We start from the raw sequence: 15,555 nt of genomic DNA, 5'->3' as shown, positions 1-15,555 counted from the left end.
ATGCCTTGCTCTCCACGGTTTGCGGCCGCCGTCGCGGCCATCGCGGTCCTTGCATCCGGCCCGTCCGTTGCGTTGGACGATGATCTGCGGGCATCAAGCAGCGGGCCGACCGCGATCAGGCTGTGCGGCGATAGCGGCGACAGCACGATCAAGACCGCGGACTGCAGGAAGGCCGGCACCGACAGGCTGGTGACGCAGATCGACAGGGCGTTCGACGTGGCGCTCGGCAAGATGCCGGCGAACGTCAAGCCGCTCTTGAAGCGCGACCAGGCCTGGTTCAACGAGATGATCATCGACGCCGCCGAGGTGATGGCCGATAGCGACGCGGACGAATTGAAGGAGAGCTTTGCGCAAGCCCTGCGGCGCCGCGCCGCCGCACTTGAGGGAATGGCATCCGGCCGTTCCGGCATCGCCGGCAACTGGGTCAATGCTTTCGGCAACATCACGCTGACGCCTGCCGACGGCGGCGCCTATCGCCTCGCCGCCGATCTGCGCGGCGACTATGGCGGCGACCGCAGGCGAAGCTGCAAGCTCACCGCCGACCTGAAGCCTGCGGGGAGTGGCTGGCTCGCCGGCACCGTGGTGATCAATACGGACACGGCGGCCGACAAGCCGAAAGCCGACGCTGCGGCCGCTCCCGCCAGGCCGCCGTCACTCAAACTCCGCCGCCAGGGCGAGACCTTGCGGATCGTCGGCAGCATCGACGACGAGGAGTGGGACGGCTTCGCCGACTGCTCGTCGATGTGGCAGGTCACCGGCAGCTATTTTGCCGCCGGCAAGGATACGGCATCCGACCGGGCGGACACCGCCTTCGTCGTCCCGACCTTCGACTGCACCAGGCCGGAGACGGCGACCGACGAGGAAATCTGCGCCGACCCTGATCTGGCCGACAACGACCGGCGGCTGAACCGCGCCTGGAAGGCATTGCAGCCGCACCTCGAAGAGGCGACGCGGCGCGCGCTGATCGACGACCAGCGCAGCTGGGTGAAGAGCCAGGCGCAGCAGTATCCGGAATTCCTGCACCCGGCCTGGAACAAGCAGAGCTCCCAGATTCACTTCACTGTCGATGCGCGCGATCACGTCGACGGATTGCAACGCGAACGCCTGGCGCTGCTCGAAGGCTTTGACGACAAGCGCAGCGGGCTTGCCGGCATCTGGCTCGCCCATAACGCCATCATCAAGATCACCACCGAGAGCAACGGCGCCGTGAAGGCGACGGGATGGAAGTGGGACCAGGGCGACTGGAAGGCCGGCTGCGACTACGAGATGACGGGCAAGTTCGTCGGCGGCACATTCCGCTCCGACGAGCAGCGCAAGAACCCGGACACGCTCGAGCGCGACCGCGCCATGCTGATCGTCAACCGACAGGACGATCTGTTCGCGACGAAGCGCTACTCGAACAAGGACGGCACCGAGAACAAGGACGCCGACGAAGCGAAATGCAAGCGCCGGCTCGACAATTCCTCGACCGCGCGGCTGTTTCCCGCCCGCCCCTCGCCGGACATCGATAATTTCAAGGGCTCGATCAGATAGAGCGTCTTCAGGCGAAGTGGGCATCGGTTCGCGTGACGAGAGCGCGTCAAGACAACGATCCAGAGACCCGTTCCGATTCAATCGGACCGGAATGGCTCTGATCACACGACAGTATCACAGATCGCGCGTCTGCCGGTCGCCCCAGGCAATGACGGCGGCAATGGTAGCGAACATCGCTGTGACCGCGATCATGACGAGGATGGTGTCGAGAGGCATGGGTCGTCTCCTGCATATGATGGAGAGACCTAGCGCGCCTGCGCGCGTATCGCCTTGTGCTGGATCAAAAAGCCGACGCCGAAGCGTCAACTCGCGCCGCTCAGCTTGAGCCGTTCGAGGTCGAGCAGCCGCACGCCATCGGGCACGATCAACACCACCTTCTCGCGCGCAAGGCGGGTCAGCGTGCGGCTCACCGTCTCGATGGTGAGACCGAGATAGTCGGCGATGTCCTGCCGGCTCATCGGCAGCGGCACGGTAACGGACACGCTTCCGATCCGGGCGTATCGCGTCTGCATGTGGAGCAAGAATGCGGCGATCTTTTCCTCGGCACTGCGCCGTCCGAGCAGCAACATCTGGTCCTGCGCCAGGCTCAACTCGTGCCCCGCGAACTCATGCAGGCGGCGCAACAGATGCGGCTTGCCGTCGACATAGGCGAGGAACGCCGATCGCACGAAACGGCAAACCGCGACGTCGTTGACCGCCTCCGCGGTGACGCCGTAGCGGTCCTGCAGCGCAAGTCCGAGGAAGTCGCCCGGCAGCGCGAAACCCACGATCTGGCGGCGGCCGTCGGGCAATGATTTGTAGAGCCGCACGACCCCGTCGGTGACATTGAACACGCTGCCCGCCAGCGCACTCTGCTCGAACAGCGTCGTTCGTGCCGGAACCTGCTTTGCCTGGCTGATCCGGTCGAGCTCCTCGAGCTCGGACGGCTCCAGCGCAGCGCAGACGCTGAACAGCCTGACCTTGCAGTCCTCGCAGCCATTCGTGGCGCGGCCGTGCCTGCAGTCGGAACGCGTCGCGCCTGCACACGAATCCTGCAGTGGCTCGGCAATGCTCATGGCTTCGGGTGTCCGCTTGGTTGGGTGCTTGACACTATCAACCCCGATTTGATCTGGATCAACCGCCGGCGGCATTGATGCAGATCAATGCTGCGCCGCGCTTTCCCCAGCAGTTTCGCCATCATCGGGGAATCCGGCGATGAACGAGCAATTCCAGGCACTTCCGATCGACCATCAGCATGCGATCGTGGCCTATCCGCTGGTGTTCATGCATGATGCCAGTATTACCACGGATCAATGGCTGCGGTTCGTGCGCCGGCGCTGCCGCGGCAGCTCGCCCGAGACCGGGCTTATCGCGATCCGCGATCGCCGCGGCGTGATCCATGCCCTGTTCAGTTACCGCATCGACAACGACCTGCGCGTCCGCAAGCGGCTCAGCATCGGCGACCTGATCGTCGCGCATCTGCCCGGCTCGCGCATCGACGACGCGGTGTCGAACGTCATCGCCGAGGTTTCGGCGCAATACGGTTGCCAGATCGTCACCATCGAGCAGCCATTCGCAACGCGTCATGCGCGGCACGCCGGATGCCCGACTGCCGAGGCGCTGCGGCACCATCGGCGCGTCAACTGACATCGCGCTGCGTGGTCGTTCGGAGCCAGCCGCCGAACGCGCCTGCTCCGTTGCCGCCGTGGTCGCGCGGGAGTAGCCTTGCGGCGGCTGGAAGGTCGACTGTCGACGGTGCCACCGCATGCGCATCATCCTGATGTTCGTCGCTATTCTGCTCGGCTCGCTCGCTCCCGCAGCGGCCGACGACGTCGGCGCCGCGCAGGCCGTGATCCGCGCGCAGGAGCAGGCGTTCGGCCGCGACGACGCCGCGGCGGCCTATTCGCATGCGGCGCCCGCGATCCGGCAGATCTTTCCGCAAGCCGACATCTTCATGTCGATGGTGCAGAACCAATACGCCCCGGTCTATCGGCACAGGAGCTTCGAGTTCGGCGAGGCGCGCAGCGACGGCGACCGGATCGCGCAGCGCGTCCACATCGTCGATGCCAATGGCGAGGCGTGGGAGGCGCTCTACACGCTGGAGCGGCAGGCCGACGGCAGCCTGAAGATCACCGGCTGCTCATTTACTCAAGGCCGGCCAAGCGGTGTGATCGAGAATTACGCCAGCGCCACCCGCTGCCGCGCCCGCATCATGAGCAGCAGGATGATGCTGACATTGAGCAGGTTCCAGGCGAGGCCGTTGGCGAAGGCGGCGGCATAGGAGCCGGTGGCGTCGAAGATCACGCCCGAAATCCAGCCGCCAAAGGACATACCGAACACCGAGGCGAAGATCACGATGCCGATCCGCGTCGCGGCCTCCGACGCCGGCATCGCCTCGCGCACGATGATCGCGTAGCTCGGCACGATGCCGCCCTGGAACAGGCCGAACATCGCCGAGATGATGTAGAGCGAGGTCAGGCTGTCGAAGAACAGATAGAACAACAGCGCCGCGCCTTGCGCGATCGAGCCGATCAGCAGGGTGCGGATGCCGCCGATCCGGTCGGCGAGGAAGCCGGAGCCGATCCGGCTGATGATGCCGAAGCCGAGCATCAGCGACAGCATCTCGGCGCCGCGCGCCACGCCGTAGCCGAGATCGCCGCAATAGGCGACGATATGGACCTGCGGCATCGACATCGCCACGCAGCAGGAAATCGACGCCAGCGACAGGATCGCGGTCAGCGCGTTGGTGGAAAGCTTGAGGTCGACCCGCGGTGGTGCCGCGTTGCCATGGCTGCGCCTGGTCGCTGCGCCCATCAACACGCGCAGCACCATGAGTGCGAGCAGCATCGAGATCGCGGTGAAGATGCCGATTGCAATATGGGTGGTGCGCCAGCCGACACTCTGCATGCCGAAATTGACCAGCGGCGGCCACACCGTACCGCCGACGTAATTGCCGCTCGCGGCGATCGCGACCGCGAGGCCGCGGTAGCGCTCGAACCAGTGCGACGCCTCCGCCATCAACGGGCCGAAGGTCGCCGCCGACGACAGGCCGATGGCAAAATGCAGCAGGATGAAGGCCCAGATCGACGGCGCGTAGCCGGCGCCGACATAGCCGAGGCCGAGGATGCCGATCCCGGCGCCGATCGCCGCGACGATGCCGTAGCGGTCGCTGATCTTGCCGGTCACGACCTGGCCGAGGCCGAAGCCGAGCATCACCATGGTGAAGGCGAGCGAGGCCGTTCCGCGGGTCGCGCCGAAGTCGGTCTGCACCACCGGCAGCGCCACCACGACCGACCACATGCCGACGCTGCCGAGCGAGCCGATCACCACGGCCACGACAAGGCGCAGCCATGCCCGGCGCGAGTCGGGAATGAACGTAGCGACTTCAGGGGAAAATTCAGAAGAAATTACCACGGCAGGCGGAACTTCGTCGGCATTTGCCTCCGGGTCAAGCCACATTGCCGAGAGATTAGGCATGCGCCAGCAAGGGGACGCCGCCCCTTGAAACGGCACGCTCCGCGGCGGATTCGCGCGCGGCTAGCGTCGCATCAATTCCCGAAGTTCGGGTCCTGCGACTGGAACGGGCCGCATTTGGCGCGTTTCGCAAACCGCTGATCGAAATCGACCGTGCCCCCGCCCACCGGAATCTGTGTCGGCGGCAGTCCCCTTGTGTACTGGTCGACGGTCACCGTCTTCTTGTCCGCGCTCATCGTGACGCGAACCGGCTCAAGCGGCTTGCCCTTGTTGGCCTCGGTCAGGTCGAGCGCGTAGTAGCCGATCACCGTCTGGCCGGCGCGCAGGCCTTGGCCTGCCAATGCAACCGATAGCGGTAGATAGACCTCCATCCTGACGCCTTCGCCGTCGCACGCCAGCATGCGCATCATGGCGGCGTCCTGGCCCGGAGGCTTTGCGGCAGCGCCCGTCGCGACGGAAAGGGTGACAGCCGCGACAGCCCCGAAACCACCAATCCAGGGTTTGCCGGTCGTTGCCGCCGCACGGTCTCCTTGGCTTGTCATGGATCCCCCGACACGAAGCGACTTGCTCGGTATTTCGTCTGACGTCGAGGCTTGGACGTTCAAATCCCGGTCCGTCCTCCCTCCCCGATCGGCGCCTCCGTGCGCCGCCGCGGCGATGTTTGGGCGATCGGGCGTCAGCGCTTCCTGTACCGCCGGACCGGTTGCTGCTATGATCCCGGCCTACTTGAACTGATCCGGTTTTTTTGAAGCGGAAAGCATTCTGAAGCGCCTGCATTGATCACCGACAGTCATATGGAGGTTAGCCATGGCTTCTGACTGGCGTCTCGAAGGCGAATGGATCAAGAACTGCAATTGTGCATTTGGCTGCCCCTGCGATTTCAATGCGCTGCCGACGCATGGTTCCTGCAAAGGCATGGTCGGCATGCGGATCACCAAGGGGCATTTCGGCAGCACCAAGCTCGACGGCCTGGTGTTCGCGGCAACCGTCGACTTTCCCGGCGCGCTTCACGAGGGCAACGGGCAGATGCAGCCGATCATCGACGAGCGCGCCACGGCGGAACAGCGCGAAGCGCTGTTCAACATCCTGTCCGGCAAGAATTCGGCCGAAGGCACGCTGTTCCAGATCTTCAGCCTGATCGTGACCAAGATCCATGATCCGGTGTTCGTGCCGATCGAGTTCTCCTTCGACAAGAACGGGCGCGTCGCCAAGCTCGTCGCTAAGGGCGTGCTGGAGACCGAGGTCGAGCCGATCAAGAATCCTGTCACCGGCACGCCGCATCGCATCCAGGTCGTGATGCCGGAGGGGTTCGAGCACAGGGGGGCCGAGGTGGCCTCCTCCAACATCCGCTCGACAGGGGCGATCAAGTACGAGACCAAGGGCTCGCACAGTTCGCTCGCCAACGTCGTGCAGACGCCGGACGGCGTCGCGGCCTGACACAGCCGGGCGCGGTTCGGCCGTTCGGCTGCTGGGATCCCAACATGAGCGAGACATCGGCGCTCGAAAACGTCCTGCGGCATGACCGCCTGATCTTTGCAGGCGGCATCGCCGCGGTGATGGCGCTGGCCTGGGCCTATCTCCTGGCCGGCGCCGGCATCGACATGAGCATGGCTGATATGCCGATGGATCCGACGCCATGGACGCCTTCCTATGCCGTGCTGGTGTTCGTCATGTGGTTGACGATGATGGTCGCCATGATGATCTCGAGCGTCGCGCCGATGGTGCTGCTGTTCGCCGCCCTGAAGCGCAAGCAATCGGCAACGCCCTCTCCCTTCGCTGAGGCCTGGATCTTCCTGTGCGGCTATCTCGTGATCTGGGCCGGCTTTAGCCTCGCCGCGACGCTGGCGCAATGGCAACTCGACCTCGCCGGCCTCTTGTCGATGGCGATGGCTGCTACCAGCGCGACGCTCGCCAGCGGCGTCCTGCTGCTGGCCGGGCTCTACCAGTTCACGCCGCTCAAGCGCGCCTGCCTGCGCTACTGCCAGAGCCCGGTGCTGTTCCTGAGCCGGCACTGGCGACCGGGCACGGCAGGTGCGCTGCGCATGGGGCTGCGGCACGGCCTTTATTGCCTCGGCTGCTGCTGGTTCCTGATGGCATTGCTGTTCGTCGGCGGCGTGATGAACCTGCTCTGGATCGTCGGCATCACCGTCTACGTCGCCTGCGAGAAGCTGCTCCCGGTCGGCCACCGCCTCAGCTATGCCGCCGGCGCCGCGTTGATTGTGGCGGGACTGATAGTGCTCGTGCATACGACTTGAGAAAGTGTCCGGACGTGTAGGAATATCGATCGCGCGACGGCGATCATCCTGTCGAAGAAGATTGAAAGCAGTGCGAGCTGGTTCACACTTGCCAATCGTCATCCGTGCCAAGATCGTTCGGACGGTGGATTGTGCGTCGCAGGCCGGCAGCGCTGCTTGTGACGGAGCTGACGAGCGACAGACGCTCGCGTGCTGGCGTCAAGCCAGATGGCCCACGCCCCCGGCCGTCGCACCGAGAGAACTGCATGCATTTCATCGGAGGTACATCATGCATACCTTGCCCGCAGAATGGCTACCCGTTTCAACTGCGCCAGCAGACCGGGATCTCGAAGTCTGTGTCCTGGACTATGATGGAATGGTCCATGCGCTCGTGTTCCCCTGCCACAAGGACGGCGCCGACTGGGTCGTTGGTTCAAATGACCATGTCCATGTTCAACCGACGCATTGGCGCAGTTGGACTGAGCCCGCCTAAAGCGGGCCTCTGCACCGCCGGGCGGACCCGGCGCAGGGCCGCCGGGGACGCTCCATGGCGCCCGGACGAGTTACCGCCATCGCGCCGCACGGGCACGAGCCCCGGTGCGGCGTCAATCTCGCGCCAGCCCATGAAATCGGCTAGACTTGTCGCGTGAGGTTCAAGGGTGGGCCAGGAGGCTCGTCATGGAATCACACGTGATCCCCTTTGAAAATCGCTGGACCAACGGCAAGCATGCCTGGGAGTGGCACTGCGAGCTCGAGCGGCTGGGCGTGCCGACGGTCCGGACGATGTACTGCGAGCATGAAACGCACCGTCGCAACAAGTCGGCGGTGGTGTTCGACATCCCCGCGGGCTTTGTCCACGACTGGCTGGCCTTTCATGACCGGCGCGCCGCCCGGCAGCAGTTCTTGTGGCGCGCCAGTGTCATCACGCTCGGCATCATCGCCGCATCGGGCGTCGTGCTCGGTGCGCTCAGATAGAGGCCGCAAGGCCTGCGGCCCTCATCCGTGGCCATCCTTCGAGACGCCCGCCTTTGGCGGGCTCCTCATCAGGATGACGCGTTGTTGCGGGGCAAAATCCTGGTCTGGACCCTCATGGTGAGGGCGGCGCATCTTGACCACGAGGCCCTCTCACCCCTGCTTCCGGCCGCGAAACCCCTGCCGGCGCCTGCGACGACCCGTGCGGTCGCGCGAAAGCCCTTATTAACCCTTTGCTAACCATACACCCGGCAAGAATTGCCGAGTGAAGTCGAGTGTCGTCGAACGAGTCTAACGGGCGGAGATCCCCGTGAACGCCAGCGCGGTGCCTCACTTTCGGAACGGCGGCCCTGCGGCCGTCGCGCAGACGCTTGGCGGCCGCAGCCGCCAGTCGCGGGGGAGAGCGGCTACCATGGTCGACGTCACGGCGGGTCAGGGCACGGCAGGCAAGAGCGGATTGCCGAGCCTCGGCGAGATCGGCGACATCCTGAAGCGCGGCGATATCGCGCTGGCGATCGGCGTCCTCACCATCCTGGTGGTGCTGATCCTGCCGCTGCCCTCGATCGTGCTCGACCTTTTCCTGGCGGTCTCGATCACGGTCTCGATCCTGATCCTGATGACCTCGCTGTTCATCCAGGCGCCGCTGGAATTCTCGTCGTTTCCGACCATCCTGCTGATCTCGACCATGCTGCGGCTGTCGCTGAACATGGCCTCGACCCGGCTGATCCTGAGCCACGGCCATGAGGGCACGGCGGCCGCCGGCCACGTCATCGAGGCGTTCGGCAACTTCGTGATGGGCGGCAACTTCGTGATCGGCATCATCGTGTTCGCGATCCTGGTGATCGTGAACTTCGTGGTCATCACCAAAGGTTCGGGCCGCATCGCCGAAGTCGCCGCACGCTTCCAGCTGGACTCGATGCCCGGCAAGCAGATGGCGATCGACGCCGACCTCTCCGCCGGCCTGATCGACGAGAAGGCCGCCAAGGAGCGCCGCAAGGCGCTGGAAGACGAGAGCGGTTTCTTCGGCGCCATGGACGGTGCCTCGAAATTCGTCCGCGGCGATGCCATCGCCGGTCTTTTGATCGTCGGCATCAACATCGTCGGCGGCATCATCATCGGCGTCGCCCAGCAGGGCCTCTCCTTCAGCGAAGCCGCCCGCACCTACACCGTGCTGACGGTCGGCGACGGCCTCGTCACCCAGGTGCCCGCGCTGATCGTGTCGACCGCCGCCGGCCTCCTGGTCTCCAAGGCCGGCATCACCGGCGCCGCCGACAAGGCGCTGATGCGCCAGCTCTCCGGCTATCCGCAGGCGCTCGGCATGTCGGCCGGCGTGATGCTGGTGCTGGCGCTGCTGCCGGGCATTCCGACGCTGCCGTTCCTGGCGCTGGGCTCCGGCGCCGCGGTGCTAGCCTGGAACGCACGCAAGCAGAAGCGGGCTGCGAAGGCGGCCGAAACGGCAGCCGCCGCCGCCCCTGCTGCAGCCGCGGCGGCCGCCGCTGCGGCCGCGGAGGAGCCGATCGCCGCCGCGCTCAAGATCGACGACCTCAAGATCGAGCTCGGCTACGCGCTGCTGCCGCTGGTCAACGGCCCCGACGGCACCGACCGCCTGACCGAGCAGATCAAGGCGCTGCGCCGCTCACTGGCCATCGAGATGGGTTTCGTGATGCCGGCGGTGCGCATCCTCGACAACGTCCAGCTCGAAGCCAACAGCTACGTCATCAAGATCAAGGAAGTCGACGCCGGCACCGGCAAGATCTGGCCGAGCCAGTTCATGGTCATGGACCCGGCCGGCAACCAGGTGCAACTGCCCGGCATCCACACCATCGAGCCGACCTTCGGCCTGCCGGCGACCTGGGTCGACGCCGGCCTGAAGGAAGAGGCCGCGCTGAAGGGCTACACCGTGGTCGACGCCGCGACCGTGCTGTCGACCCATCTGACCGAGCTGCTCAAGACCAACATGGCGGACCTGTTGTCCTACGGCGAGGTGCAGAAGCTCTTGAAGGACCTGCCGAAGGAGCAAGGCGAGCTGATCAAGGACATCGTGCCGGGCCAGGTCACGATGTCGGGCATCCAGCGCGTGCTGCAATTGCTGCTCGCCGAGCGCATCTCGATCCGCGATCTCTCGACCATCCTCGAAGGCATCGCCGATGCGCTGGCGTTCTCGCGCAATCCGGCCACCATGGTCGAGCACGTCCGTGCCCGGCTGGCCCGCCAGATCTGCGCGCAAAACACCTCGCCGAACGGCTATTTGCCGCTGATCGCGCTGTCGGCGCGCTGGGAGCAGGCGTTTGCGGAATCGATCGTAGGCACCGGCGACGACCGCAGCCTGGCGATGCAGCCCTCGAAACTGTCGGAGTTCATGACCGCCGTGCGCAACGCCTTCGAGCAGGCGGCGCGCGAGGGCGAGGCGCCGGTCCTGGTGACGTCGGCCGCGATCCGGCCGTTCGTTCGCTCACTGGTGGAACGGTTCCGCTCGCAGACCACCGTCCTGTCGCAAGCCGAGATCCATCCCAGGGCCCGGCTGAAGACGGTCGGCAGCGTCTAGAGCCTGTTGTTCCGGAGCGTTTTCTGCACGCGGGACGGGCGTCCAGCTCGCGCGAAAACGCGCTAGCGGCCGCAAATCACTTGGGTTTTCGTCTGTGCTTTCTCGCCACAGGCAACTGATTTATGCAGACAGGTCCGGAACGGCCCTATCTGGGATGCAGCATCCCAGCACAATCCCAAGACACTGATATTAAATAGCTTTAATGCGCTTTGGATTACCAAAGGGTCATTTTTGATCGCGCCCGATCACGTCTCATCACGGCCTTGTGATGGCCTCTAGGGAACGGAATCGGCAAATCCTACGTTAGCGGGGCACGAGACGTTGAACCGGACAACAGACCGAACCGACAGATTTACTGAGAGCAGGAAGGCGGCAGGAGACTTCCATGAACCACTCGATCTACAGCGCCGATCGTATGACGCACCTGAAGATTGTGGTCGTGGCGTTGTTCGCCGGTATCCTGGTCGCGGGTTTCGGCATCGCGGCACATAATTCGTCGGATGAGGGATACACGCAGACGGCGCGGGTCATGAAGGCCGGCAAGCCCGTCGCGATCACCAGCTCCAGCAACTCGCTGGTCCGCTAACAGGAGAGTTTCACGAATTCACGTAGTGTTCTTTACAGCCCCCCAAAGTCGCTGCGTGGATATTTAAGACCCCCAACTACCCCCAAGTTGACTATCGAAAACGCCCGCTCCCCACGGGCGTTTTCTTTTTTGTGCGGGTGGCCGACGCGACGTCTTATCCACGTCATTGCGAGCGAAGCGAAGCAATCCACTGTCACCGCTCGCTCGGAAGCATGGATTGCTTCGCTGCGCTCGCAATGACGGACGGCCACCATCGGCAACCTCTGACGATGGGCGGCTGGCCTATCGCGGCGGCGAAGCCGACGCGCCCGGCACGGTCTCGATCAGCTTGCCGGTGAAGATCGGCGCCGAGGTCGGCTGGCCGTTCGGTGAACCGCCGGCCTGCTCGACGGTCACCGCATAGGTGGCGCCGTTGATCACGTCGGAATCGTAGCCCGACAGCACCGGCCGCGCGGTGAAATCATCGGCGCCGATCACGCCGAGCGAGCGCGGCTGCGGCAGCTTGTCGGAGATCAGCCAGAGCTCGAAACTCTTGCCGGGCTCCGACGGGGCGCCGACCTTGCGGACGGTAAAATTCTTGGTGGCGCCGTCGATGGTCATGATGAAGGCCGGCCCGCCATTCGGCCCCTGCAACAGCGCGACATACTGCGCGGACGGCGTCAATGCCGGCGCCGGCGTCTTCACTTCGACGGTCTGGATGCGCGGCTTCGGCCGGATCGCATTCGGCAGAGCGTCGGGCTTGTAGATCTGCAGGCCGAGCGTCACCAGCAGCGCGGCCGCGATCGCGGTCGCGGCCGACGCGATACCGCGCCAGCGCTTCACGCGGCCCGTCAGCGCGGTCACGTTGCGCTCGTCGAAGATGACCCGCGGCGGTCGGGCCTCGGGCAGCCTCCGGGGCTCGGGCGACTGCGCAGGCTCCGGATCGAACGCCGAGCCGAATTCGGGATCGTCCGTGATTGGCGAAGGCGGCGGCGTCTCCGTCGTGGCCGGCGTCTCGGGCAGCACCAGCGGCGCCTGCGGCGCGCTCGTGGGGCCGATCGCCGCCTTGATGTTGTCCCAGACCACCGGACGCGGCTCGACCAGGCCGACCATCTGATTCAGCGGCCCGAGCCTGAACTGCCAGCCCTGCACCAGCGCTGCGAACTCGCTGTCGACGGCCATCATGGTCTCGACCTGCGCGCGCTCCTCGGCATCGAGCGTACCGAGCGCATATTCCGCGGCGAGCGCGATATGGTCTTCGCTATAGGCCATCAATCAGAGTCCAAGACACTCCCGGATATCCATCAGGCTGCGGCGCAGCCAGGTCTTCACCGTGTTCACCGGCGTCTCGAACTTTGCGGCGAGTTGCTCGCGGCTCCAGCCGTTGTAATAGGCGAGCAGCACGAGCTTCTGACGATCCGGCTCCAGACGACCGACGCACTCCAGCAATCGCTTCAACTCTTCCGTCATCTCCCGTCGCGCCAGCGGATCGGGCTGGTCGGCTGCGACCTCCATCGCCGCCGGCTCTTCCTCCAGCGAGGCCTCGCCGCGCTTGCGCACCACGTCGATGGCGCGGTTGCGCGCGATCGACGTCATCCACGTGATCGGGGACGACAGGGCTGGGTTGAACTGCCCGGCGCTGTTCCAGATCTTGACGTAAGCCTCCTGAATGACCTCCTCGGCGAGGTCCTGTCGCCGCAAGATACGGAGCACGACGCCGAAGAGTTTCGCGCGGGTCGCGGCGTACAGCCGCTCGAAGGCTGCCTCATCCCCCTTGGCGACGGCGGCGATCAGCCAGACCAGCTCAGCCGGCGTCAGCATCTTGCGCCCTCCAAGCCCCGATCCCCCATCGCGTCATTGCCACCGTGCTGCCGATCATCCGTCCTGACCGGTGGTAGCATATTTTGGGACACCACGATCCGCCAAGGGGCTAACAAGTGGCCGGCAAGTCGGCGGCTTGTGGACAGCGCCCAGCAAAAAGCCCGGGCGATCGGCCCGGGCTCTCAATCTGGTCAGCGGAGGGAGCGAGGGTTCAGGCGATGACGCCGAGACGGGCCCGCATCAGGCCGATCGAATCCATGTCGGCTTGTTCGCGAGCGCTCTCCTCCGCGCGTTCGCGCGCCTGGTCGCGCTCGTCGAGCAGTTCGACCTTCTTCAATTCCTCGAATGCCTCCGACAGCAGCGCCTTGGCGTCGTCGAGCTGGGCGCGCAGTTCGTCGGCCGAACGGGTCAGGTTCTCGCGGCGCTGGATCGCGGCCTTGGCATAGGTCGGATAGGCGAAGTGCGTGGGGTCGTTGATCCCGGCGCGCTCCTGCTCGGTCTGGATCTCGCGCTCGAGCTCGACCGACATGCGCTGGAAGTCGGCGATCATGCCTTCGATCTGGGTAACCCGACGGCGCTTTTCGTCGACCTGAAATTTCTTCAGGCGGATCAGCGTTTCACGTGACTTCATCGACTCATACTCCCCAGAAGTCCCAAATCTGAACGCGGGACAGAGCCGGCTCCCCGCTGGGCCCCGCCGGCATAGCTATGGTGTGCCGGCGATGATGGCCTGACAAAGTTAGCGTTCCGTTTCCAAACCCGACAGGATTTGAGCCAGTTGCCGGTAACCGTCGGGAAGGCTGGTGGACTCGTCCTTGGCCTGGCGCAGGTAGGCCTCGAGCGGCTCATGCAGCCGGATCGCCTCGTCGACCTCCGCGCTGGAACCCGGCCGGTAGGCCCCGAGCCGGATCAATTCCTCCATGTCGGCATAGGTCGCCATCACCTGCCGCGCCTTGTTGATGTAAGGCAGGAAGTTGGGGTCGGCCGACCGCGGCATGGTGCGCGACACCGACTTGAGGATATTGACCGCGGGATAGCGGCCGCGCTCGGCGATCGCCCGCTGCATCACAATATGACCGTCGAGAATGCCGCGCACCGCATCCGCGATCGGCTCGTTGTGATCGTCGCCGTCGACCAGCACCGTGAAAATCGCGGTGATGGTGCCGTCGCCGGTGCCCGGCCCTGCCCGCTCGAGCAGCTTCGGCAGTTCGGTGAACACGGTCGGCGTGTAGCCCTTGGCGGTCGGCGGCTCGCCCGCCGAGAGGCCGATCTCGCGCTGCGCCATCGCAAAGCGCGTCACCGAATCCATCAGGCACAGCACATCCTGGTCCTCGTCGCGGAAATATTCCGCGATGGCGAGCGTCAGATACGCCGCCTGGCGCCGCATCAGCGCCGGCTCGTCCGAGGTCGCGACCACCACGACCGAGCGCGCCAGCCCCTCCTCGCCGAGATCCTCCTGGAGGAATTCCTGCACCTCGCGGCCGCGTTCGCCGATCAGCCCGATCACCGAGATCGCGGCATCGACGTTGCGCGCCAGCATCGACAGCAGCACCGACTTGCCGACGCCGGAGCCGGCGAAGATGCCGAGCCGCTGGCCGCGGCAGCAGGTCAGGAACGTATTGAGACCGCGCACGCCGAGATCGAGCGGCGGGCCGACCCGCTTGCGCGAATGCGCCGGCGGCGGCGAGTTGCGGTAGGACATCGGCGAGGCGCCCTGCACCAGCGGGCCCTTGCCGTCGATTGGCTCGCCCATCGCGTTGACGACGCGGCCGAGCCAGGCCGGCGCCGGCCGCACCTGGCTCGCCGCATTGGCGATCACCGCGCGGCAACCGCGCCTCACGCCATCGAGCCCGCCGAACGGCATCACCACCGCGTTCTCGCCGGAGAAGCCGATCACCTCGGCGGGGATGAAGCGGCCCGCGCCGACGTCGATCACGATGCGGGCGCCGACCGACATCGCGTGAATGGGGCCCGCGATCTCGACCATCAGCCCGCGGACGCCGACCACGCGGCCATAAATATTGACGCCGTCGATGTCGCCGATCTGCTCCGCGAGCGCCTTCATTGCGAAAACCTTAAGTTTCCGCTTTTTTGCTCCGGCCGCTTAACTTCGTGTTTACCCGCATCATTAATCATTGCGTCACTGTCTTTGGTGACTGAGGTCGCTTGCCCATCAGAAGAAGGGCGAGTCGCGAGAGTCGGTTAGGCCCGTCTCTTAATGTGGAAACTGAACGGACGCGGTTAGGAAAAGCTTCTTCTACGCAATATCTTAGGGCGATTCGACAAAAATTGCACGGTTAGAGCTTGCGCGGAGGAATCAGTTTTTGTTAACCATATCTCGTCAGGATCCGAATCAGTTGTTCAAAGGCGTTTTGTGAGTGCCGCAAGTGCGGCCGACCTGACGCCCGGAGCGGCGACTATAGGGGACTGGC

The 15,555-nt window shown here is 65.1% G+C and carries 14 protein-coding genes and 1 pseudogene; 8 read left to right on the top strand and 7 right to left on the bottom strand.

Annotated elements, in window-relative coordinates; genetic code table 11:
- A complete protein-coding gene (locus J2R76_RS37275) occupies nucleotides 1-1,533 on the top strand; it encodes a lysozyme inhibitor LprI family protein (RefSeq protein WP_253625704.1) in 1,533 nt (510 codons plus the stop codon).
- 302 nt (nucleotides 1,534-1,835) lie between these two features.
- Here the strand turns inward: J2R76_RS37275 and J2R76_RS37270 are convergent, their stop codons facing one another.
- The gene (locus J2R76_RS37270; RefSeq protein ID WP_057015183.1) at nucleotides 1,836-2,588 is read right to left on the bottom strand and encodes a Crp/Fnr family transcriptional regulator; all 753 of its coding nucleotides are present in this window, start codon (nucleotides 2,586-2,588) and stop codon (nucleotides 1,836-1,838) included.
- A 139-nt stretch (nucleotides 2,589-2,727) separates the two neighbouring features.
- On the opposite strand from J2R76_RS37270, the gene J2R76_RS37265 reads away from it, so the two are divergent.
- Together J2R76_RS37265 and J2R76_RS37260 are read left to right on the top strand one after the other, a co-directional pair.
- Complete coding sequence (locus J2R76_RS37265) at nucleotides 2,728-3,159, top strand: hypothetical protein (protein WP_057015184.1); 432 nt, start codon at nucleotides 2,728-2,730, stop codon at nucleotides 3,157-3,159.
- 118 nt (nucleotides 3,160-3,277) lie between these two features.
- Nucleotides 3,278-3,683: pseudogene (locus tag J2R76_RS37260) on the top strand (DUF4864 domain-containing protein).
- A 7-nt stretch (nucleotides 3,684-3,690) separates the two neighbouring features.
- Here the strand turns inward: J2R76_RS37260 and J2R76_RS37255 are convergent.
- Both J2R76_RS37255 and J2R76_RS37250 read right to left on the bottom strand, forming a co-directional pair.
- Entirely contained in the window at nucleotides 3,691-4,848 is a 1,158-nt protein-coding gene (locus J2R76_RS37255) for an MFS transporter (protein WP_375166553.1), read from the bottom strand.
- Nucleotides 4,849-5,060: 212 nt separating this feature from the next.
- Nucleotides 5,061-5,396: a hypothetical protein gene (locus J2R76_RS37250; RefSeq protein ID WP_229191757.1), complete on the bottom strand. Its 336-nt coding sequence runs from the start codon at nucleotides 5,394-5,396 to the stop codon at nucleotides 5,061-5,063.
- A gap of 397 nt (nucleotides 5,397-5,793) precedes the next feature.
- Here J2R76_RS37250 and J2R76_RS37245 point away from each other — a divergent pair, with 397 nt between their 5' ends.
- The 5 genes from J2R76_RS37245 (at nucleotide 5,794) to J2R76_RS37225 (ending at nucleotide 11,323) form a co-directional block, all read left to right on the top strand.
- On the top strand, nucleotides 5,794-6,423 hold the full coding sequence (locus tag J2R76_RS37245; RefSeq protein ID WP_057015186.1) for a DUF1326 domain-containing protein: 630 nt from the start codon (nucleotides 5,794-5,796) through the stop codon (nucleotides 6,421-6,423).
- A 44-nt stretch (nucleotides 6,424-6,467) separates the two neighbouring features.
- Nucleotides 6,468-7,241: a DUF2182 domain-containing protein gene (locus J2R76_RS37240; protein ID WP_168856235.1), complete on the top strand. Its 774-nt coding sequence runs from the start codon at nucleotides 6,468-6,470 to the stop codon at nucleotides 7,239-7,241.
- Between the two features lie 657 nt (nucleotides 7,242-7,898).
- Nucleotides 7,899-8,195: a hypothetical protein gene (locus tag J2R76_RS37235; RefSeq protein WP_028341258.1), complete on the top strand. Its 297-nt coding sequence runs from the start codon at nucleotides 7,899-7,901 to the stop codon at nucleotides 8,193-8,195.
- Between the two features lie 409 nt (nucleotides 8,196-8,604).
- Entirely contained in the window at nucleotides 8,605-10,737 is a 2,133-nt protein-coding gene (gene flhA, locus J2R76_RS37230; RefSeq protein ID WP_253625703.1) for a flagellar biosynthesis protein FlhA, read from the top strand.
- A gap of 385 nt (nucleotides 10,738-11,122) precedes the next feature.
- On the top strand, nucleotides 11,123-11,323 hold the full coding sequence (locus J2R76_RS37225; protein ID WP_016848568.1) for a hypothetical protein: 201 nt from the start codon (nucleotides 11,123-11,125) through the stop codon (nucleotides 11,321-11,323).
- Between the two features lie 282 nt (nucleotides 11,324-11,605).
- On the opposite strand, the gene J2R76_RS37220 is transcribed toward J2R76_RS37225, so the two are convergent.
- From J2R76_RS37220 to fliI, 4 genes are all read right to left on the bottom strand, one after another.
- Nucleotides 11,606-12,574, bottom strand: coding sequence for an anti-sigma factor domain-containing protein (locus J2R76_RS37220; RefSeq protein WP_253625702.1), 969 nt, complete (start codon nucleotides 12,572-12,574; stop codon nucleotides 11,606-11,608).
- A 3-nt stretch (nucleotides 12,575-12,577) separates the two neighbouring features.
- Nucleotides 12,578-13,123 (bottom strand): sigma-70 family RNA polymerase sigma factor, encoded by a 546-nt coding sequence (locus J2R76_RS37215; RefSeq protein WP_028335734.1) that lies wholly within the window; start codon nucleotides 13,121-13,123, stop codon nucleotides 12,578-12,580.
- Nucleotides 13,124-13,334: 211 nt separating this feature from the next.
- On the bottom strand, nucleotides 13,335-13,754 hold the full coding sequence (gene fliJ / locus J2R76_RS37210; RefSeq protein ID WP_016848565.1) for a flagellar export protein FliJ: 420 nt from the start codon (nucleotides 13,752-13,754) through the stop codon (nucleotides 13,335-13,337).
- Between the two features lie 108 nt (nucleotides 13,755-13,862).
- Nucleotides 13,863-15,188 (bottom strand): flagellar protein export ATPase FliI, encoded by a 1,326-nt coding sequence (gene fliI / locus J2R76_RS37205; RefSeq protein WP_168856233.1) that lies wholly within the window; start codon nucleotides 15,186-15,188, stop codon nucleotides 13,863-13,865.
- Nucleotides 15,189-15,555: the final 367 nt, after the last annotated feature.

This window comes from Bradyrhizobium sp. USDA 4532, assembly GCF_024171315.1.
Taxonomy (GTDB): Bacteria; Pseudomonadota; Alphaproteobacteria; order Rhizobiales; family Xanthobacteraceae; genus Bradyrhizobium; species Bradyrhizobium australafricanum.
This window is presented reverse-complemented; position numbering and strand designations above follow the sequence as displayed.